Source organism: Desulfatibacillum aliphaticivorans DSM 15576 (assembly GCF_000429905.1).
Classification (GTDB): domain Bacteria; phylum Desulfobacterota; class Desulfobacteria; order Desulfobacterales; family Desulfatibacillaceae; genus Desulfatibacillum; species Desulfatibacillum aliphaticivorans.
The window spans coordinates 197,806-217,653 of record NZ_AUCT01000006.1; the positions used below are offsets into that span (position 1 = coordinate 197,806).

Consider the following 19,848-nt stretch of genomic DNA (forward strand, 5'->3'; position numbering starts at 1 on the left):
CCGTGAAACCTCCTGCCGGCAAGGACAAATCACGAATTACTGCAGCAAGAATCCTGGATCGTCTGGAATCCGGCGATCAGGTTCTGGACGTAGTCCTGGACCGCGCCCTGGACGAAGAGCCGGGGCTCACCCGCAAGGATCGGGCGCTGGTCATGGCCCTGGTATACGGCGTTTTGCGCAATCGCGGCCGTATCGACTGGGTTATCAGTTCGTTTTCCAAGACCAAGTTAAAGAAAATTCAGCCCGAAATTCTGAATATTCTACGGATGGGCGTGTTTCAGCTTTTGTTCCTGGACAGGGTGCCTCCGGCCCTGGCCGTGGATTCCTCCGTGGAAATGGCTAAAAAGGCCGCTCCTGTTTTTGTGTCCAAGTTTGTCAACGGCGTCCTGCGCAATGTGGAGCGAAAGGGCAGGGGGCTTCAGCTTCCCGACTTCGCCAAAGACCCGCTTAAGGCTATTTGCGTGGCCGAATCCTATCCTGAATGGATGGTCAAACGCTGGATCAAACGCTTTGGAGCCGAAGAAACCCTGGAACTATGCAAGGCGGGCAACAAAATCGCGCCCATAACCATCCGGGTGAATTCCCTGGCTGCATCCCGGGACGAAGTTGCGGACCAAATTCGGGACCAAGTCAAAAATTTGGAATTGCACGATTGGCCGCCCATGGCCATGTCGTTTTCAGCGCCTCTGGTCCCTGTATTTGAGCTGCCGGGTTTTACTGAGGGAAAGTTTTCCGTGCAGGACGCCGCCTCCCAAATGACGGCCCTTTGCCTGGATCCTCAACCCGGAGAAAAGGTGTTGGACGCCTGCGCCGGGCTGGGCTCCAAAACCAGCCACATGGCCCAACTTATGGACAACAAAGGGGAAATCCTGGCCGCCGACCTGGAGCCGGGTAAGCTCAAAAAACTTGAGGAGGAAATGGCGCGGCTAAAGGTTTCCATTGTCACAACGCGTGCTGTGGATTTTACTGGGGAGCGTTCATTGGAGCCCCAAGGCTTTGACAAGGTTTTGGTGGACGCGCCCTGCACGGGATTGGGCGTAATTCGCCGCAACCCGGATTCCAAATGGTCCAAGACCCTGAATTCCATCCACAAGCACGCCAAACTCCAGGGGATGATCCTATCCCGCGCCGCGGAGCTTGTCAGGCCCGGGGGCTTGATCCTATACTCGGTTTGCAGTATGGAACCGGAGGAAACGGACGGCGTTATTAAGGCTTTTTTAAGGAACAATGAGGACTTCACCCTGGAGCCGAGTCCTTTGCCCAAGGATGGGGATCAAACCATGCTGGACGAGCATGGCTGCATGCGAACCTTTCCCCACAGGCAGGGTATGGACGGCTTTTTTGCAGCACGCATGAGGCGTCGAGCATGATCAAAAAACTGCCCAGGCTTCTGATATACATTGTGATTTTTTTTGTCGTCATGGGCGGAAGCGCCTATCTTTCCCTGCGCTTTCTGTTCGGCTCCGCCGACACGGTGACGGCCCCGGATCTTGTTGGCAAAGACGTGGTGTACGTCCTGCAAACCCTTTCCGCCATGGGCCTGAACACCAAAGTGGCGGGCATGCGCTATCATCCCACGATTCCGGAAAACAGCGTGGTTTCCCAGGACCCGGAGCCGGGCAGGGAAATCAAGAAAGACCGGGATGTGCGCATCATTCTGTCTTCCGGGCCGGAAACCCTGTCCATGCCCAGCCTGGTGGGGTCGGATCTTCGCAGGGCGAGAATTTGGATCGAGGATAACGGTCTGAACCTGGCCTGGATCACCAGGGTGTACGACGACGCTTTGCCAGACACGATTCTAGCCCAAGAGCCTTTGCCGCCCGACTCCGTGGCGCGCGGTGCGGAAGTCCGTTTGCTGGTGAGTCAGGGCAAACGCCCCAAGGCCATGATCATGCCGGATTTCTCCGGTTTGAACCCGGAAGACGCCATGTTACTGGCCGAACGCTGGGGCTTCAAGGTGAACGACGTCCGGGCGGTGAACAAGGTGGACCAGCCGCCCGGAGTAGTGGTTGACCAGTATCCGGCGATGGGGTATCGCATTCTGGAAGGCCAGGGCATAGAGCTTACGGTCAATCGGCCCAAACCTAATGACAACCAGAGTATAGGCCGAAGCCAGGGGCCTGGGTTTGTATCCTTCCGCGTGCCTCCGGGATTCTTGAAGAGCCATATGGAGCTTAAGGTCAGCGTGGGAGGCGGCCTGCAGGTCCTTTACGACGAATATGTTAGTCCGGGAACCCGGTTGTGGTTCCTGCTGCCGGACAAGGACGGGGAGTTTTTCCTGTACCGGGACGGCCGAATAATCAAGCAAAGCCGTGAAATATTTTTTTATGGGAGACTGAAAAAGTGAAAATTATAGCACCCTCGATTTTGTCCGCGGACTTCGCCCGCCTGGGCGAGGAAGTACAGGCTGTTGAAAAAGCTGGAGCCGACTGGATTCACGTGGACGTCATGGACGGCCGGTTTGTGCCCAACATCACCATTGGCCCCGTGGTCTGCAAGGCGGTCAACAGGGTGACGGACCTTCCCCTTGACGTGCATTTGATGATCAAACAGCCGGAACTGTACGTGGAGGATTTCGTCAAGGCCGGGGCGGATTACATCACCATCCAGGTGGAGTCCACCACCCATCTCAACCGGACCGTCAACCTTATCCGGGAACTGGGCGCCAAGCCGGGCGTGGTATTAAATCCCACAACGCCTTTGTCCTCCCTGGAATGGGTGCTGGAATACGTGGACTTGGTTATGCTCATGAGCGTCAACCCGGGTTTCGGCGGCCAGAAGTTCATTGATAACAGCCTGCGGAAAACCGAGGAATTGGCTAATATGATCCAATCCAAAGGCCTGAACGCGCTCATCGAGCTGGACGGGGGCATTAATTCCAAGACCATCAAGTCCGCTTCCGACGCCGGGTGCGACGCCTTTGTGGCCGGTTCGGCTATTTTCGGCAGCGAAGATTACGCGGCGACCATCAAGGAGTTCAGAACCCTTTTGGGTGAGGCTTAGCCGGTTCGTTATATGGGCGCCGCGGCGTGGGGGCGGGGTTCCCTGCCCAAGTGGATCGCAGGGCGTATCCGTCCAAAATCAGGCGCCCACAGGGGGGCGCCGCTACATAGCGATGCGGATGCAACTATCTATGTAGCTTCAGGGCTTGCCCTGCCAATATTTGGTTGATTTTAATGGACTTTACGAACTCTATTCAACCTGCGCTGCAGCCAAAGAGACGTAGGTTGGGTGGTTCTGCTGCGATGATGGTAATTGAAATCAGCAGGTTATGATTTGATTATACGCCAGTGAACGCCAAGGCGTTATGCAGGTTCACCCAACAAGAATGAACCTAACGCCTTAAAATAACACCGATATGCATTCCCACGCAAAGCATGGGAACGAGAAAACTCACGATCTTAAACGTCAAACGTAGATTTGACCCCAATTTGGGGGAGGGGGCTATGGCAAATACGAACAAACCCGTCATACTGGTCCTGAACGGTCCGAACCTGAACATGCTGGGCAAACGGGAGCCCGAAGTCTACGGCTCCACCACCCTGGATGAAATCAATGAGGGCCTGATAACGCAGGCGGAGGAATTGGGCCTGGAGGTTCAATGCTTTCAATCCAATTCCGAGGGCGCCCTGGTGACCAAAATCCAGGAGGCCTTTCAAAACGTGGACGGCATCATCATCAACCCGGCGGCCTACACCCATACCAGCGTGGCCATCCGGGACGCCTTGCTGCTGCATGACGTTCCCATTATCGAGCTTCACCTGTCCAATGTGTACAAGCGGGAAGAGTTTCGCCACAAGTCTTTTGTTTCGGGTGTGGCAACGGCCCAGATGGCGGGCTTCGGCGCCATGGGTTACAACATGGCCCTGCAGGCTATGGCTGACATGGTGAAAGGCGGTTAAAATGCCGATCGTCGCTGCTTGACCCTTGCTCAATCGTTAAAGAGGCCTATTATTTGAAGCGAGGCTGCGGTCCTCGACTTTTTTTTCCATGGATCCATATTTGTGAGGCTGTTATGATTGAGGATGATGAACATTTGACGGAGCTTATTAACGCTCTTACCCAGGCGAAAAAACGACGAATCCTGGTCCAGATAGGTCGCCAGGACCTGGACGGAGAGGATTTTCTCTTCCACGGGTTTATATTGGATTTTTCCCGGGAGCACGTGCTCATCCAGTTGATAAGCGACCGGTTCGACCTGGACGGATACGAGGTGCTGCGGACGGAAAACATCACCTTGCTGGATTCTGAGTTCGAACACAGGCGATTTTTGGAACGGGCTCTGGGCATACGGGGTATGCGGCCGATCCCTCTGGAGGGCATTGACCTCAAAGATACCCGCTCCATGTTCCGGTCCGTTGAAAAGTTATTTCCCTTGTTGGTTATTCACAGGGAATGGGATTCGGACGGAGAGTGCGAGGTCGGGCGCATCAAGATGGCAGCAGACGAGTTTTACACCCTGAAAGCCTTGTCCCCCACCGCGGAATGGGTGGACGACGACAAGGTGTATCGCTACAGCGACGTGACCCGGGTTTGCTTTGGCGGGGACTATGAAACCACCCTGGCCCGGGTGGCGGGCATTGAGGTTTAATTTTCGTTAGTGTAAAAATACTGAATAAAAATCCTTGACAGCCGCTTGACAGGCTTGTTACAAGGTCGCAGTTTTTGAAGCAGGAACTTTTACCCAAAGGATTTGCAGAACGAACATGAAAAGCATTATTTCCGTTATCATTATTAGCCTCGGTCTTATTATCGTAGTAGGGGTACTTCCCTGCTACGGACGGGCTGGATAACGGTTAAATTTACATAAGTTTTTAAAAAAATCCGTTGCCAGCCCGCTGGCAACGGATTTTTTTTTGCCTTAACGGCGAAAAAAACAAAATTTTGGCAAAAAGCATAAAAAAGGAAACCTAATGAAAAGCGATAATGTTCGAATCGGACTGGAAAGAGCCCCCCACCGCAGCCTTTTTAAGGCGATGGGCTATACGGACGAAGAACTGAACCGGCCCCTGATCGGGGTGGCCAATCCCATGAACGCGGTAATCCCCGGGCATGTTCATTTGAACAATATTGCCGAGGCCGTGCAAAAGGGCATTTATCTGGCCGGCGGCACCCCCGCTATATTCGGCGGCATCGGCGTTTGCGACGGCATCGCCATGAATCACGCAGGCATGAAGTACTCCCTGGCCAGCCGCGAAATTATCGCTGACTCCGTGGAAATCATGGCTACGGCCCATGCTTTCGACGGTCTGGTTTTAATCTGCAATTGCGACAAGATCGTCCCCGGCATGCTCATGGCAGCGGCCAGGATCGACATCCCGACGGTTATCATAAGCGGCGGCCCCATGTTGGCTGGCAGTCATCCCAATGTGAAGAACGGCGAGAAGATCGATCTGATCACGGTGTTCGAGGGCGTGGGCGCGGTGAAGTCCGGCAAGATGACCGAGGAGGAGCTGAGCCTGATGGAAGACGAGGCATGCCCCACCTGCGGCTCCTGCGCGGGCATGTTCACCGCAAATTCCATGAACTGCCTCACCGAAGTCATCGGCATGGGCCTGCCCGGCAATGGAACCATCCCGGCGGTCATGGCCTCCCGTATTCGTCTGGCCAAACAGGCGGGCATGGCGATCATGGATATGGTGGAAAAGAACATCACCCCCAGCCAGATCATGACGCCTGAGGCTTTTGCAAACGCCCTGGCCGTGGACATGGCTTTGGGCTGCTCCACCAACACGGCCCTGCACCTGCCCGCCATCGCCCATGAAGCGGGCGTCGAATTCGATCTCAAGCAAATTAACGAAATCAGCGCCAGGATTCCCCATCTGTGCCAGTTGAGCCCCGGCGGATATCACCGCATTGAAGACCTGAACAGGGCCGGCGGCATTCAGGCCGTCCTGAGTGAGCTGATCAAGCATAACCTGATTAATACGGATTGCATCACGGTCACGGGCAAAAGCGTGGGCGAAAACGCCTCCAAGGCCCGGATTCTGGATCCCGAAGTAATCCGCTCGGTGGAAACCCCCTACCATAAGGAAGGCGGCCTGGCCGTGTTGTTCGGCAATGTGGCGCCCGAGGGTTGCGTGGTCAAGCAATCCGCCGTGGTGGATAAAATGCTGGTTCATGAAGGCCCTGCCAGGGTGTTTGACTCGGAAGACGAGGCATCCAAGGCCATCATGGACGGTTTGATCAAGAAAGGAGATGTTGTGGTGGTGCGCTACGAAGGACCCAAAGGCGGTCCGGGCATGCGTGAGATGCTCACCCCCACGTCTGTAATCGCGGGCATGGGCCTGGACGCCGACGTCGCCCTGATTACGGACGGCCGCTTTTCCGGCGGCACCCGGGGCGCCGCCATCGGGCATGTATCCCCCGAGGCCATGAGCGGCGGACCTATCGCCGCGGTCAGGGAAGGGGACATCATTAAAATAAACATCCCGGAAAAAACCATCGCCCTGGACGTTCCCGAAGAGGAAATCAAGGCGCGCATGGCTGACTGGACCCCGCCGGAGCCCAAGATCACCAAGGGCTACATGGCTCGTTACGCAAGGAACGTGGAGTCAGCCAGCAAAGGCGCGGTGGTTCTATAGTAGGGTTATTCTGTTACCAAGCAAGGAGGTGCACCATTAAACTCTCAGGCGCTGAAATATTATTGAAAATGTTGGAATCCGAAGGGGTGGACAGCATATTCGGCTATCCCGGAGGCGTGCTAATCGGTTTGTACGATGAGATGGCAAAGTCAAACATCCGCCATTACCTGGTAAGGCACGAGCAGGGCGCAGTCCATGCCGCCGACGGGTACGCCAGAATTTCCGGCAAAGTGGGCGTGTGCCTGGTTACCAGCGGCCCCGGCGCAACCAATACGGTCACGGGAATCGCCTCGGCATACTGCGACTCCATCCCCATGGTGGTTCTGACCGGTCAGGTTCCCACAAATCTCATCGGCAACGACGCCTTTCAGGAAGTGGACATCGTGGGCATCACCCGGCCCTGCACCAAGCACAACTACCTGGTCAAGGACGTGAACGAACTGGCCGACACCATCCGGGAGGCTTTCCATATCGCCCGGAGCGGCAGGCCCGGCCCCGTGCTGATCGACCTGCCCAAGGACGTTTTGGCCGGGACGGCTAATTTCAAGCAGCCCAAAGGGCCTGTGACCATGCGGTCTTACAACCCCACGGTCACGCCCAACACCAAGCAGTTGACCAAGGTCATCAAAGAGCTGATGAAGGCCAAAAAGCCCTTGATCATGGCCGGCGGCGGCATCATTTCCTCCAACGCCTCCCAGGCGCTGACGGATTTCGCCCGCAAGCTGCAAATTCCGGTCACCACTACCCTCATGGGATTGGGCGCCTTTCCCGGCTCCGACGACCTGTCCCTGGGCATGATCGGCATGCACGGCACCTACCGGGCCAACATGAGCACCGGCGACTGCGACGTGCTGCTGGGCGTGGGAGTCCGTTTCGACGACCGGGTGACCGGCAAGACCGACACCTTTGCGTCTCAGGCCAAGATCATTCACGTGGACATCGACCCCACGTCCATCCGCAAGAACGTGCCGGTTTCCATCCCCGTGGTGGGCGACTGCAAGGCCACCCTGGACAAGTTGAACGAACTCTTGACCGGGGAAAACCTGACGGAAATCCCGGAAAAGCGGGCGCCCTGGCTCAAATGCATCGCCGAATGGAAGGCCGCTCAGCGTCTGGCTTACGATCAAACCGACGTCATCAAGCCCCAATACGTGGTGGAAAGGCTGTGCAAAATCACGGAAGGCAAGGCCATCATCAGCACGGAAGTGGGCCAAAACCAGATGTGGGCCGCTCAGTTCTATGATTTTGATCAACCCAATCGGTTCGTCACCTCCGGCGGCCTGGGCGTTATGGGCTTTGGCCTGCCCGCGGCTATCGGCGCCCAGGTGGCGGCCCCCAACGATCTGGTGGTGGACGTGGCAGGAGACGGCAGCATCCAGATGAACATCCAGGAATTGGGAACGGCCATGCAGCACAAACTGCCGGTCAAGGTGGTCATCCTGAACAACGGATACCTGGGCATGGTTCGGCAATGGCAGGAGTTGTTTTTCGGAAAGCGGTATTGCGCCACTCAAATGGATGTACAGCCTGACTTTGTCAAGCTGGCTGAGGCTTACGGCGCAACGGGCCTGCGGGCGACCAAGCCCGAAGAGGTGGACGAAGTCCTGAAAAAAGGGCTGGCCGCCGAGGGACCCGTGATCATGGACTTTGTGGTGGAGCGGGAGGAATGCGTGTATCCCATGGTGCCTGCAGGCGCGCCCATCACCGAAATGCTGCTGGTTTAAACCGGGTTTTATCCCGCAACAGATAAAGGAATAAACCATGTCCGAAGAACAACATGTCTTGTCCATTCTGGTCGAAGACCGTCCCGGGGTGCTTTCTCGCATAGCCGGGCTCTTTTCCGGCCGGGGCTTTAATATCGCAAGTTTGTGCGTGGCCAACGCCGCGTCCGAAGGGTTGTCCCGCATTACATTGGTTACCCAGGCGGACCCCCTGGTCATTGAACAGATCATCAAGCAACTGCGCAAGCTCATCAATGTGGTCAAGGTCACCGACCTGGCCGAGGGACCGGCGGTCTATCGCGAAATGGCTCTGGTCAAGGTGAGCGCCAAGCCCGAGTTCCGGGCTGAGATCCTGCGCATTGTGGATATTTTCCGGTGCAAGGTCATTGACGTAAGCGCCGAGCATTACACCGTGGAAGTCACGGGCGACCAGGGCAAGATCACCGCGCTGCTGGATCTCTTGAAGCCCATGGGCGTCAAGGAAATCGCCCGGACCGGCGTAACCGCCTTGTCCCGGGAGCAAAGAAACGGAAACTAAGGCCAGGCGGAGATGACAGTCGCTTAAACCAAGAATATTTTTACTCAATTCATGGGAGCAAGTTCGTTCTGGGTAACAACCTGGATTAACAAATGATTTTGCTTGGATTTCATACCCCCCGACCCATCCTGCAGCCTAACCACGGCTTTGCAGGGGCAAGAATTTACAGCCTGACCATGGCTCTTGCCGGGGCGAAATCCAATTGCCTAACCAAGGCGTCCAAAGGGACAGTCTCCCGCAACCTAACCAAGGCTTCCGCGGGGGCGATCCAATGCCTAACCAAGGCGCTTACAGGGATAAACTCTTATCGCAGCCTAACCATGGCGCAATCAAGAGCGACCCATAAAGCCTAACCATGGCGCCCGTAAGGGCGGGCCATCAAGCCCGCCCTTACACCCAGTCCCTGGACGGTCCTGCGCTGAATCTGTGCAGGTTAAAAATATTTGCTATCCGGGTTCTTGAAAAATTGTACACGAAAAAACAGGAACGCACGGATTCACGCAATGAAAATGCAAGGCGAAATAAACAGACGAATCCCAAGAATTGAAACTTTTACATAAAAAACAAAACACCAAACAAGGAGAACAACGGATGGCAAAGATTGATTTTGGAGGCATTATTGAGGAAGTGGTCACCAGGCAGGAATTCACCCTGGACAAGGCCCGTGAAGTCTTGAAAGACGAAGTTATCGCCGTGATCGGATACGGCGTTCAGGGGCCAGCCCAGGCGTTGAACCTGCGGGATAATGGCTTCAAGGTCATCATCGGCCAGAGAGAAGGCGGCAAATCCTGGGACAAGGCCATAGCAGACGGCTTCGTGCCCGGCGAAACCCTGTTCCCCATCGCCGAAGCGGCCGCCAAGGGCACCATGATCAAGTATCTCTTGTCCGACGCCGCCCAGATGATGCTGTGGCCCGTGATCAAAGAAAACCTGAACGAGGGCGACTGCCTGTACTTTTCCCACGGCTTCTCCATTGTTTACAAGGAGCAGACCAAGATCGTTCCGCCCGAAAACGTGGACGTAATCCTGGTGGCCCCCAAGGGCTCCGGCACCAACGTGCGCCGGAACTTCCTGGACGGCAGCGGCATCAACTCCAGCTTTGCGGTTTTCCAGGACGCCACGGGGCGCGCCATGGATCGCTGCATGGCCATGGGCATCGCCATCGGCTCCGGGTATCTCTTCCCCACCACCTTTCAGAACGAAGTGTACTCCGACCTCACCGGCGAACGCGGCGTTTTGATGGGATGCCTGGCCGGCGTGATGGAAGCCCAGTACAACCTCTTGAGGAAAAACGGCCACTCCCCCAGCGAAGCCTTTAACGAGACCGTGGAAGAGCTTACCCAGTCCCTGATCCGCCTGGTTGCGGAAAACGGCATGGACTGGATGTTCGGCAACTGCTCCACCACGGCCCAGCGCGGCGCTTTGGACTGGGCGCCCCGTTTCCGCGACGCGGTAGTCCCGGTGTTCGATCAATTGTACGAAAGCGTAACCTCCGGCGAAGAAACCAGGATTTCCCTGGAGTCCAACAGCCAGCCTGATTACGCGGAAAAACTTCAAGTGGAACTGGACGCCATCAAGAATTCCGAAATGTGGCGTGCAGGCGCTGCGGTACGCAGCCTTCGCCCTGAAAATCAGGGCAAATAACTTATTTTTAGAGGAGATTTGGATATGGAACCTGTATGGCTTTACGACACCACCCTGAGAGATGGAACCCAAGGCGAAGACATCAACTTCACGGCGGAAGAGAAGATACGAATTGCCATGAGGCTGGACGACATTGGGATCCATTATATTGAGGGCGGTTGGCCGGGTTCCAATCCAAGGGACGACGCTTTTTTCGACCTGGCCTCCCGGGTCAAGTTTAAAAAAGCCAGGCTGGTGGCCTTCGGCTCCACCCGTAGGGCGGGAGTCAGGCCTTCGGCCGACGCCAATCTGAACGCTTTGGTCAAGGCCAACACTCCGGCCGTGGCCATGTTTGGCAAAACCTGGGACCTGCATGTGGAACAAGTCATGGACAACACCTTGGCCGAAAATCTGGCCATGATTCGCGAGTCCGTGGAGTACGTCAAGTCCCAAGGCCGGGAAGTCCTGTACGACGCCGAGCATTTTTTCGACGGCTATAAGAACAACCGGGAATACGCGGAAAAGACCATTGCGGCCGCCCTGGACGGCGGCGCGGACTCCATTGTGTTGTGCGACACCAACGGAGGCTCTTTGCCGACGGAAATCACGGCCATCGTAACGGAAATATGGGCGTTCATCCAAAAGCACAGGAAAAAGAACGGAGGCCAGCCCGTAACCCTGGGCATCCATACCCATAATGACAGCAATCTGGCCGTGGCCAACACCATCACGGCCGTGGATTGCGGCGCCACCCTAGTACAGGGCACCGTCAACGGGTACGGAGAGCGTTGCGGCAACGCGGACCTGACCTCCATCATCCCGGTGTTGCAGTTGAAGATGAACCGGCCCTGCCTGACCGACGAAAACCTGGCCCGGCTGCGGGAACTCTCCCGATACGTGAGCGAGGCCGCCAACATGACGCCGGTGAGCAATCGCCCCTTTGTGGGCGAGAGCGCCTTCGCCCATAAGGGCGGCATCCATGTCAGCGCCATCATGAAGTGCCCCGTGGCTTACGAGCACATGAGCCCGGAGCTTGTGGGCAATCGCCGCAGGGTGCTGGTTTCGGACCTGGCGGGCAAGAGCAACGTGGCTTACAAGGCCAAGGAATTGGGCATCGAGATCGAAGGCAACGGCACGGACACGGCGGCTCTGGTTTCGGAAGTCAAGAAAATGGAAAACCAGGGATACCAGTTCGACGCGGCCGAAGGCTCTTTTGAAATCTGGCTGAAAAAGAAGCTGGGGCAATACGAGCCCGCCTTTGAGCTGCTGTCCTTTCTGGTGACTATCCGCAAGGAAAAGGATCGCCAATGCTACGCCGAAGCCACCATCAAGCTGCTGGTGGACGGCCAGGAGCGGTTCACCGCAGCCGAAGGCGACGGTCCCGTGGGCGCGCTGGATAACGCCCTGCGCCGGGCTTTGCACAAGTTCTATCCCGAAGAGTGCGACAACATGCGCCTGGTGGACTTCAAGGTGCGGGTTATTGACGGAAGGGAAGGCACTGCTGCAAGGGTTAAAGTCTTCATCGAATCCCGGGATAAAAAGGAGATTTGGAGAACCATAGGCGTCTCCGAAGATATTATTGAGGCCAGTTGGCAAGCCCTGGCGGACAGCTTTCAGTACAGGCTGAACAAGGCCAGGGAAGAACAGAACCATTCATAAGGAATTCAATATGAATAACGACCCCGATGTAAATGTTGTACATGCGAGGTGCGCCGCAGGGTGTATGAAACACACCGCCCTGCGGCGGGTCCTTGGCGGTTTTGCTTACGGTTTCTAAAAGAAAAATCCGGCAAGATGGCCGGAAAAAAGAAAACAAAACGAAACATAAAGGAGCAAAACCATGAGCGATAGAGTATATATTTTCGATACCACCCTGCGTGACGGAGAACAATCCCCCGGCGCCACCATGAACGCCAAGGAAAAGGTGCGCATAGCCAGCCGCCTGGAAGCCTTGGGCGTGGACATTATGGAAGCAGGCTTTCCCGCCGCATCCGAAGGCGATTTCGCCGCCGTTCAGGACGTGGCCGCCGTGTGCCAGAAATCCAGCGTGGCCGGCTTGGCCAGGACCTCCAAGAGTGACATCGATAAAGCCTGGGGCGCGGTGCAGCACGCCAAGCATCCCAGGATCCACACTTTTATCGCCACCTCGGACATTCACCTGGAACATAAGTTGAAAATGAACCGGGAGCAGGTGGTGGAAGCGGCTGTGAACGCCGTCAAATACGCCAAATCCTTCACGGACGACGTGGAGTTTTCGGCGGAAGACGGATCCCGGAGCGACCGGGATTACTTGTGCCGGGTGTTCGAGGCCGCCATTGCGGCCGGGGCCACCACGGTCAACCTGCCCGACACCGTGGGATACGCCATCCCCCACGAGTTCGCCGAGCTGGTCAAGTACGTCATGGATCATACGCCCAACATCCACCAGGCGATACTGTCGGTCCATTGCCACAACGACCTGGGTCTGGCCACGTCCAACACGTTGGCCGCCATCCAGGCCGGAGCTCGTCAGGCGGAGGTGACGGTCAACGGCATCGGCGAACGGGCAGGGAACACCTCCCTGGAAGAAGTCGTCATGGCCATGCACACCCGGCCGAATTACCTGGACTTTCATACCAATATCGTGACGGAGCAAATACACCCGGCCTCCAGGCTGGTTCGCATGATCACGGGAATTATGGTCCAGCCAAACAAGGCCATTGTAGGCGCCAACGCCTTCGCCCACGAAGCCGGCATCCATCAGGACGGCGTGCTGAAAAATCCCATGACCTACGAGATCATGCGGCCCGAAACCGTGGGCCTGTCCAAGAACAACATGGTCCTGGGCAAGCATTCCGGGCGTCACGCCCTGCGGTCCCATCTGGCGGACATGGGCTATGTCTTGTCCGACGAGGAACTGCAGGACCTGTTCATCAAGTTCAAGGATTTGGCGGACAAGAAAAAACACGTGGTGGACGAGGACCTGGAAGCCCTGGTCTCCATCGGCATTCTGAGAACTTCGGATAAATACAGCCTGGACTACCTGCACGTATCCGCGGGCACCGGCGTCAAGCCCACCGCCACCGTGGGCCTGAAAACCAATGGAGACGTGCTCATGGGCGCCGAGTTCGGAAACGGCCCCATTGACGCGGCGTTCAACACCATCGCCAAGATGACCGGCACAACGTCCGAGATGCTGCGCTTTACGGTCAGCGCTCTGACCGGCGGCACCGACGCCCAGGGCGAGGTCACCGTACGGCTGCAAGAGGGCAAGAACATTGCTCTCGGCCGCGGCGTGGATCCGGACATCATCACGGCCAGCGCCAAGGCCTACGTGAACGGCATCAATCGCCTGGAATACCTGCGCGATAACCCGGTGATCTCCGATAAGGACGTCGTGGAAAAAGAATAAAGGGTCGTTTGCCAGCCTTTTATAAAAAGTAAATCAAAACAGCCGCCTGCACGCGACACGCAGGCGGCTGATTTGTTTAGGGCATGCGGAGTTAGGGGGACGCGATCCTTGGCGCCTCGTTCCCATGCTTTGCGTGGGGATTTATGTTGTAACTTACTGAAATTAATTATATTATATCTTGCTGTTGGGGTGGATTTCGCTCCGGCATGAATTCCCACGGGAACCGTGGGAACTAGAAAAGGCGCCAGCCGTCACAGTTATGGAGTAGCCGAAGCACTGTAGTCGCGCCCCCCTGTGGGCGCCTGTTTTGGAATGGCCGGAGTTGCGGAAACCCGATCCATGGATTATCCCGCAGCCAAATTAGACCGTCATTCCCGCAAGGGAGATCCGCTTTTCAGGATCGCCCGCAAGCGGGAATCCAGCGTCATTTTGATTTTCAGGCTCCGCAGGCAGCACATTGAGTTATTGAGATACATCCCGCAAAACACAAGGAGTTATTGAGTTTTTGAGAGACGTCCCGCAAATCGTTTTGAGTTTTTGAGAGACGTCCCGCAAATCGTTGAGTTTTTGAGAGACGTCCCGCAAATCGTGATGGAAAATGCGCTCATTGACTCTTGCCAAGTTTCCATGGTAGCCCTCTCGTTAATTTTATCCCAATTTTACCGGAAGGCCTTAGCAATCCATGAAAAAATTGAACTTGCAGGTTTACAGGCCAAAGGCGCAGGAGCCCGCCTGGCTGTGCGTATTGGAAATCTTTGTGGTTTTGTGCATTGTGCTGTTTCCCGCCGTGCAACGGTCTTTGCTTGTTTTTTTGTTCCCGGAAAAGTTTACAACCCAGCCCTTTGTATGGTTTGCCGGGAATACCCTGATCGGGCTTATATGGGCTACGATTCCGGTGCTTTATATCATGTGGCGCAGCCCTTACTCATTTAGGGATTTTGGGCTGGACAGGTTTCGCTTTCCCCGCGACGTGGGGGAGGGGATATTGTCCGTCATCGCCATGTGGGGTTCACTGTTTATCGTGCTGTTTGTCGTCATGATGTTTGTGATGGCTTTGGGCTTTCAGCCGCCCAACGCAGAGGGATCTCCCATCATGAAGCTGATAACGGGGCCTTCCGGCTGGCCGGAATACGTCCTGATGGTCGTACTTGCTTTGGGAGTGGGCTTTTCCGAGGAACTGGTCATGCGAGGATATTTGATGACCAAGCTGCAGATGATCAAGGATAACGCCTGGTTTTGCATTATCGTCAGTTCATTGATTTTCGGCGTGGGGCATATTTATCAGGGCTTATGGGCGGTTTTGGGGACTGCCTTGATCGGCGCCGCTTTTGGAACCATATTTTGGTTTAGAAGAAGAATCTGGCCCCTGGCCGTAGCCCATGCCTTGCACGACATTATGGCCCTTTCCGTGACCAGTTATGTGCAGCATTTGAAATAGGAAAAGGGGCGTCTGAAATCAGGCAGCCCCTTTTACACCTTAATCATTAAAAGTCTTGGTTATACTTTGTTGGGTTCGAAGTCCAACAGCGTTGTCAGCGCGGACCATCATTACAGCCGGACTTCTTAACCCAACCTACGTCTCGTTTGCTGCGGCGTAGGTTGGGTAGAGCTTGCGAAACCCAACAAAATCAGGATATTGTTTATAAGTCGGCGGCTGGAAATAGTCGGTGGTCCGGCTTGTCCCTGACCTGTCTATTTAAACTCCTTGAGCGCCTTGGCGAAGCCGGGCAGGGAGTTTTTGATGGTGGCGTTGTCCATGCAGAAGGCGATCCGGAAATGGCCGGGGGTCCCGAAGCCGCGTCCGGGAACCACCAGGATTCTCTCTTTTTGCAGGGCGCGGACAAAGGCCACGTCGTCTTCCGTGGGGGTTTTGGGGAACAGGTAAAATGCGCCGGCCGGCTTGGTGAAGGTGTATCCCGCTTCTTTCAGGCCGTTGCAGATAAGCTCCCTTTTTTCCGCGTATTGGGATACATCCACGGTGGCGCCGATGGATTCGGCCACGGCCCGTTGCATGATTCCGGGAGCGTTGACGAATCCCAGGATGCGGTTGGTCATGGTCATGGCGCCGATCAATTGATCCTTGTACGTGGCTTCCGGGTTGACGCAGGCCCATCCGATCCTCTCTCCGGGGATGGACAGGTCCTTGGAGTAGGAGGTGGCCACAATGGTTTCCTTGTAGCATTTGAAGATGCTGGGAACCTCGATGCCGTCAAAGGCGATTTTCCGGTAGGGCTCGTCGGAAAGCAGGTAGATGACTTTGCCGTACTGTTTGCTTTTGTCTTCCAGGAGTTTGCCCAGGGCGCCGAGGCTTTCTTCGGAATACACCTGGCCCGTGGGGTTGTTGGGGGAGTTGACCAGCACGGCCTTGGTTTTTTCCGTGACGGCCTCGGCCATGGCGTCAATATCCAGGGTGAAGTCGTCCTTGACCGGCGCGGTTTTCAGCACGCCGCCGTGGTTCTGGGCGTAGAATCCATACTCCACAAAATAAGGCGCGGGGCACAAGACTTCGTCGCCCGGATCCAGGAGGGCCTTGAGGGTGATGTTCAGGGCGCCCGCGGCGCCGCAGGTCATGATCACTTCATTTTCCGTGGCGTTGATGCCCTGTTCTTCATTGATATAGTCGGCCACCGCCTTGCGGACGAAAGGATAGCCTGAATTGGGGGTGTATCCGTGGCCGAATTCCACGGAGTCGGCGGCGACTTTGGCCAGGGCCTTGTGAAATTCCTCGGGAGGCTGGAGGTTGGGGTTGCCCAGGGAAAAATCATAGACGTTTTCCGCTCCGTATTGGGCTTTCAGCTTGGGGCCTTCTTCGAACATTTTGCGAATCCATGAGGATTTTTCAACGCTTTCCTGGATCAGTTTGGATATGGACATGACAGCCTCCACGGGTAATTGGGGTTGACGAATTATGGTTGGGAGCGTTTATGCAAGCATGTTGAAATCAGCCTGAAAATATTGACGATCGATGCTGCAAAGTGCGATGGAATGCACGCTCTCCTTTAGTGGAATTCAATTGTTTTTCGTCTGAAACCCGGGCGGAAAAACCCGGGACAAAATTCAGTGACACCTTTAAGTCAATATGCTATGGCTGTCCTTACACTTTTTTTCGGGCGCGTCAAGAAAAGGAATGGTTTTACTTCCCCGCTTGAGGCGGCCGGCAACTTTCCGGGCCGGAGCATATACATACATGGACGCAAAAACAGGGAGGGCGCCTGTCATAATCGGGACGGGTTCCGCATGGCCCCAGAGGGCTGTCAGCAACCTGGATTTACAAAACATCGTGGATACTTCCGACGAGTGGATCACCCGAAGGACCGGAATTCGCCAGCGCTTTATCGCCAGAGCCGACCAGAACGAGGAAACCTCGGATTTGGCCGCCTCCGCCTCCCTGGCCGCCTTGGAAATGGCGGGAAAAACCCCGGCCGACCTGGATATGATCATCCTGGGAACCGTCACCGGAGACAAGCCCTTTCCCGCCTGCGCCTGCCTGGTTCAGGAGAAAATCAAAGCCAAAAAAGCCGCAGCCTTTGATATTTCCGCAGGATGTTCGGGATTCATTTACTCCCTGTCCATGGCTGAGAACCTCATCAAAGCAGGCCAGTGCGACACCGTACTGGTAATCGGCGTGGACCGGATTTCCGTCATGCTGGATTGGAAGGACCGGGCCAACTGCGTGCTGTTCGGCGACGGCGCCGGCGCCGTGGTGGTCACCGCCGGAGATGGGCCGGAGAAGATACTCTCAACCCATATCCGCTCGGACGGCGCATGCTGGGACATGCTTTACGGCGAGTACGGCGCGCCCTATGTGCATCCCAGCCTGGAGCCTATACAGCCCAAGCCTTTTCATGTGGTTATGGAAGGAAATCGGGTGTTTAAAAAAGCGGTTTCCAGCATGGCTTCCCTGTCTCATGAGGCCCTGAAAGCCAACAACCTGACCGGCGAGGACATCGCCCTGCTCATCCCCCATCAGGCCAATATGCGCATCATCACCGCTCTGGCCGAAAGGGTGAACGTGGACATGGACCGGGTGTACACCAATATCGACCGGTTCGGGAACACATCCTCCGGCTCCATTCCCATCGCCCTGGACGAAGCCCACCGCAAAGGCATCATCCAAAAAGGAGACCACGTGCTTTTGGTGACCTTCGGGGCCGGCCCCACCTGGGGCGCTTCCGTTGTTTCCTGGGGAATTTAAATAAAACAGTATTGCGGTAAGGGCGATTTAAGGGCAGGAAGGTCCCGCCCCTAATCGTCTATTCAGAAGGTCCTGTTGCTTTTCGAAACCAGTTAATCCACGCCTTCCACGGATTTCACGCCGGGGATGTTCTTTTTCATGTACTTTTCAATCCCGTTTTTCAGGGTCTGCTGGCTCATGGGGCAGCCCTTGCAAGCGCCTACCAGACGCACCTTGACGACCCCGTCGTCCCCGACTTCCACCAGTTCCACGTCTCCTCCGTCCCTTTGCAGGGTGGGGCGGATTTCATCAATCGCTGCTTTAACTTGTTCTTTCATAATATGTCTCCTTAAACCTGCGGGCCATGGCCCTTAGTTAGGGTTTTTTTGGGATCAAAAGCATACTGCGTTTCGATAACGTGCATTCGCAGGATAAATATAATCCTTTTAAGCTCCGGTTTCAATCTTTTGGAAAAAATCCTTGTAAAAAGCCGCATAATCGTTGGCCAGCACCGCTTCCCGGGCTTTTTCCATCAGGGATATGAAAAAGGCGATGTTGTGGATGGTGTTCAGCCGGTAGGACAGAAGCTCCCGCGACATGTACAAATGCCTTAAATAAGCCCGGGAGTAGTTCCGGCACGTATAGCATTGGCATTCTTCGTCCACGGGCAGAGTGCTGGTCCGATGCTGGGCGTTGCATATGTTCAACGGGCCCTTGGAGGTGAACAACTGGCCGTTCCGGGCGTTTCGCGTGGGAAGCACGCAGTCGAACATGTCGGCGCCCAGGTTGACCATGTCCACCAGGTCCTGGGGCTTGCCCACGCCCATGATGTACCGGGGCCTGTCCTGGGGCAGATAGGGCAGGGAGGTTCCGGCCATTTCCAGCATCAAATCCCGGGGCTCGCCCACGGAAAGCCCGCCCAGGGCGTAGCCGTCAAAGCCGATTTTCCGCAACTCCTCGGCCGACTGCTTCCGCAAATCGCCGTACATGCCGCCCTGGACGATTCCGAAAAGGGCGTGGCCGGGCCTTTTGGTCATCTCCCAGGCTTCCTTGCTTCGTTTGCCCCACCGGGTGGTCAGGCCAAGGGATTCCAAAGCCTGTTCATGGGAGGCGGGGTAGGGGATGCACTCGTCCAAGGCCATGGCGATGTCGGAGCCCAGGCACACCTGGATTTCCATGGCCTTTTCCGGCGTCAGCAGATGGCGCGACCCGTCAATGTGGGATTGAAAATGCGCCCCTTCCTCCGTCATTTTTTGCAGCTTGGCCAGGGAGAATATTTGGAACCCGCCGCTGTCCGTCAGCAAGGGCCTGTCCCAGTTCATGAACTGATGCAGGCCGCCGAATTCGTCGATTACGTCGCACCCGGGACGCAGATATAAATGATAGGTGTTGCCGAGGATAATCTGGGCGTTCAGGCCCGTAAGATCCTCCGGCGCAAGAGACTTGACCGTCCCCAGCGTGCCCACGGGCATGAAGACCGGAGTCTTGATTACCCCGTGAGGCGTTGTCAGGGTTCCGGCCCTGGCGCCCGTTTTTTCGCACACGGCGTCCAATGTAAAATGAAATGGCTCCACGTATCTTTCTTCAACCTCCTCAAATTTTATCTGCAAAGGGCATAGCATTTTTTTGCCCGCCAGGAAAAGGGGGGAAATCGAGAGGACGGAGAATTCGCCAATATATTACCAAAATCTATAGATGCATTAGGAAGGTGTTGGGAATAACGGCAATAATTACGGACAAAAAAGGAGCTGGGAATGAAGAAGCCCTGGAACGGGCTTTTCCGTGGGATGAGGTCAAGGATCCCTTCACTCCAGCGC

16 protein-coding genes are annotated in these 19,848 nt (G+C 55.8%); 13 read left to right on the forward strand and 3 right to left on the reverse strand.

Translation table 11 applies throughout. The features are described from left to right. Positions 1–2: 2 nt before the first annotated feature. The 12 genes from rsmB (at position 3) to G491_RS33500 (ending at position 15,295) form a co-directional block, all read left to right on the forward strand. On the forward strand, positions 3–1,370 hold the full coding sequence (rsmB, locus tag G491_RS0107030) for a 16S rRNA (cytosine(967)-C(5))-methyltransferase RsmB (RefSeq protein ID WP_028314072.1): 1,368 nt from the start codon (positions 3–5) through the stop codon (positions 1,368–1,370). Next, positions 1,367–2,347 (forward strand): PASTA domain-containing protein, encoded by a 981-nt coding sequence (locus G491_RS0107035; protein ID WP_028314073.1) that lies wholly within the window; start codon positions 1,367–1,369, stop codon positions 2,345–2,347. The genes rsmB and G491_RS0107035 overlap by 4 nt, the downstream gene beginning before the upstream one ends. Further along, entirely contained in the window at positions 2,344–3,003 is a 660-nt protein-coding gene (gene rpe, locus G491_RS0107040) for a ribulose-phosphate 3-epimerase (RefSeq protein ID WP_028314074.1), read from the forward strand. Before G491_RS0107035 ends, rpe begins: the two co-directional genes overlap by 4 nt. Positions 3,004–3,446: 443 nt before the next feature. Then, complete coding sequence (aroQ, locus tag G491_RS0107045) at positions 3,447–3,902, forward strand: type II 3-dehydroquinate dehydratase (RefSeq protein ID WP_028314075.1); 456 nt, start codon at positions 3,447–3,449, stop codon at positions 3,900–3,902. A 113-nt stretch (positions 3,903–4,015) separates the two neighbouring features. Continuing rightward, entirely contained in the window at positions 4,016–4,591 is a 576-nt protein-coding gene (locus G491_RS0107050; protein WP_028314076.1) for a hypothetical protein, read from the forward strand. Between the two features lie 322 nt (positions 4,592–4,913). Then, on the forward strand, positions 4,914–6,584 hold the full coding sequence (gene ilvD / locus G491_RS0107060; RefSeq protein WP_028314077.1) for a dihydroxy-acid dehydratase: 1,671 nt from the start codon (positions 4,914–4,916) through the stop codon (positions 6,582–6,584). A gap of 35 nt (positions 6,585–6,619) precedes the next feature. Further along, positions 6,620–8,308, forward strand: coding sequence for a biosynthetic-type acetolactate synthase large subunit (gene ilvB, locus G491_RS0107065; RefSeq protein WP_028314078.1), 1,689 nt, complete (start codon positions 6,620–6,622; stop codon positions 8,306–8,308). Positions 8,309–8,345: 37 nt separating this feature from the next. Continuing rightward, positions 8,346–8,843, forward strand: a complete 498-nt coding sequence (gene ilvN, locus G491_RS0107070; RefSeq protein ID WP_028314079.1) for an acetolactate synthase small subunit — start codon at positions 8,346–8,348, stop codon at positions 8,841–8,843. Between the two features lie 591 nt (positions 8,844–9,434). Continuing rightward, entirely contained in the window at positions 9,435–10,487 is a 1,053-nt protein-coding gene (gene ilvC, locus G491_RS0107080) for a ketol-acid reductoisomerase (RefSeq protein WP_028314081.1), read from the forward strand. Positions 10,488–10,511: 24 nt separating this feature from the next. Beyond that, the gene (gene cimA / locus G491_RS0107085; protein WP_028314082.1) at positions 10,512–12,125 is read left to right on the forward strand and encodes a citramalate synthase; all 1,614 of its coding nucleotides are present in this window, start codon (positions 10,512–10,514) and stop codon (positions 12,123–12,125) included. A 181-nt stretch (positions 12,126–12,306) separates the two neighbouring features. Next, on the forward strand, positions 12,307–13,857 hold the full coding sequence (locus G491_RS0107090) for a 2-isopropylmalate synthase (protein ID WP_028314083.1): 1,551 nt from the start codon (positions 12,307–12,309) through the stop codon (positions 13,855–13,857). Between the two features lie 682 nt (positions 13,858–14,539). After that, positions 14,540–15,295, forward strand: a complete 756-nt coding sequence (locus tag G491_RS33500) for a CPBP family intramembrane glutamic endopeptidase (protein WP_012609712.1) — start codon at positions 14,540–14,542, stop codon at positions 15,293–15,295. Positions 15,296–15,549: 254 nt separating this feature from the next. Here G491_RS33500 and G491_RS0107105 read toward each other — a convergent pair whose 3' ends face one another. Next, the gene (locus G491_RS0107105) at positions 15,550–16,731 is read right to left on the reverse strand and encodes a pyridoxal phosphate-dependent aminotransferase (protein ID WP_012609713.1); all 1,182 of its coding nucleotides are present in this window, start codon (positions 16,729–16,731) and stop codon (positions 15,550–15,552) included. Positions 16,732–17,044: 313 nt separating this feature from the next. Here G491_RS0107105 and G491_RS0107115 point away from each other — a divergent pair, with 313 nt between their 5' ends. Next, on the forward strand, positions 17,045–18,052 hold the full coding sequence (locus tag G491_RS0107115; protein WP_012609714.1) for a beta-ketoacyl-ACP synthase III: 1,008 nt from the start codon (positions 17,045–17,047) through the stop codon (positions 18,050–18,052). Positions 18,053–18,144: 92 nt separating this feature from the next. Here the strand turns inward: G491_RS0107115 and G491_RS0107120 are convergent, their stop codons facing one another. Both G491_RS0107120 and tgt read right to left on the reverse strand, forming a co-directional pair. Continuing rightward, positions 18,145–18,369: a NifU family protein gene (locus G491_RS0107120; RefSeq protein WP_012609715.1), complete on the reverse strand. Its 225-nt coding sequence runs from the start codon at positions 18,367–18,369 to the stop codon at positions 18,145–18,147. A gap of 108 nt (positions 18,370–18,477) precedes the next feature. After that, positions 18,478–19,653, reverse strand: a complete 1,176-nt coding sequence (gene tgt / locus G491_RS0107125; RefSeq protein ID WP_012609716.1) for a tRNA guanosine(34) transglycosylase Tgt — start codon at positions 19,651–19,653, stop codon at positions 18,478–18,480. Positions 19,654–19,848 lie beyond the last annotated feature (195 nt).

Bases quoted from the DNA above. Each gene is read 5' to 3' on its own strand.
- G491_RS0107035 (WP_028314073.1), top strand. From the start codon at position 1,367: ATGATCAAAAAACTGCCCAGGCTTCTGATATACATTGTGATTTTTTTT.
- aroQ (WP_028314075.1), top strand. From the start codon at position 3,447: ATGGCAAATACGAACAAACCCGTCATACTGGTCCTGAACGGTCCGAAC.
- G491_RS0107050 (WP_028314076.1), top strand. From the start codon at position 4,016: ATGATTGAGGATGATGAACATTTGACGGAGCTTATTAACGCTCTTACC.
- ilvD (WP_028314077.1), top strand. From the start codon at position 4,914: ATGAAAAGCGATAATGTTCGAATCGGACTGGAAAGAGCCCCCCACCGC.
- ilvN (WP_028314079.1), top strand. From the start codon at position 8,346: ATGTCCGAAGAACAACATGTCTTGTCCATTCTGGTCGAAGACCGTCCC.
- ilvC (WP_028314081.1), top strand. From the start codon at position 9,435: ATGGCAAAGATTGATTTTGGAGGCATTATTGAGGAAGTGGTCACCAGG.
- cimA (WP_028314082.1), top strand. From the start codon at position 10,512: ATGGAACCTGTATGGCTTTACGACACCACCCTGAGAGATGGAACCCAA.
- G491_RS0107090 (WP_028314083.1), top strand. From the start codon at position 12,307: ATGAGCGATAGAGTATATATTTTCGATACCACCCTGCGTGACGGAGAA.
- G491_RS33500 (WP_012609712.1), top strand. From the start codon at position 14,540: ATGAAAAAATTGAACTTGCAGGTTTACAGGCCAAAGGCGCAGGAGCCC.
- G491_RS0107105 (WP_012609713.1), bottom strand. From the start codon at position 16,731: ATGTCCATATCCAAACTGATCCAGGAAAGCGTTGAAAAATCCTCATGG.
- G491_RS0107115 (WP_012609714.1), top strand. From the start codon at position 17,045: ATGGACGCAAAAACAGGGAGGGCGCCTGTCATAATCGGGACGGGTTCC.
- G491_RS0107120 (WP_012609715.1), bottom strand. From the start codon at position 18,369: ATGAAAGAACAAGTTAAAGCAGCGATTGATGAAATCCGCCCCACCCTG.
- tgt (WP_012609716.1), bottom strand. From the start codon at position 19,653: ATGCTATGCCCTTTGCAGATAAAATTTGAGGAGGTTGAAGAAAGATAC.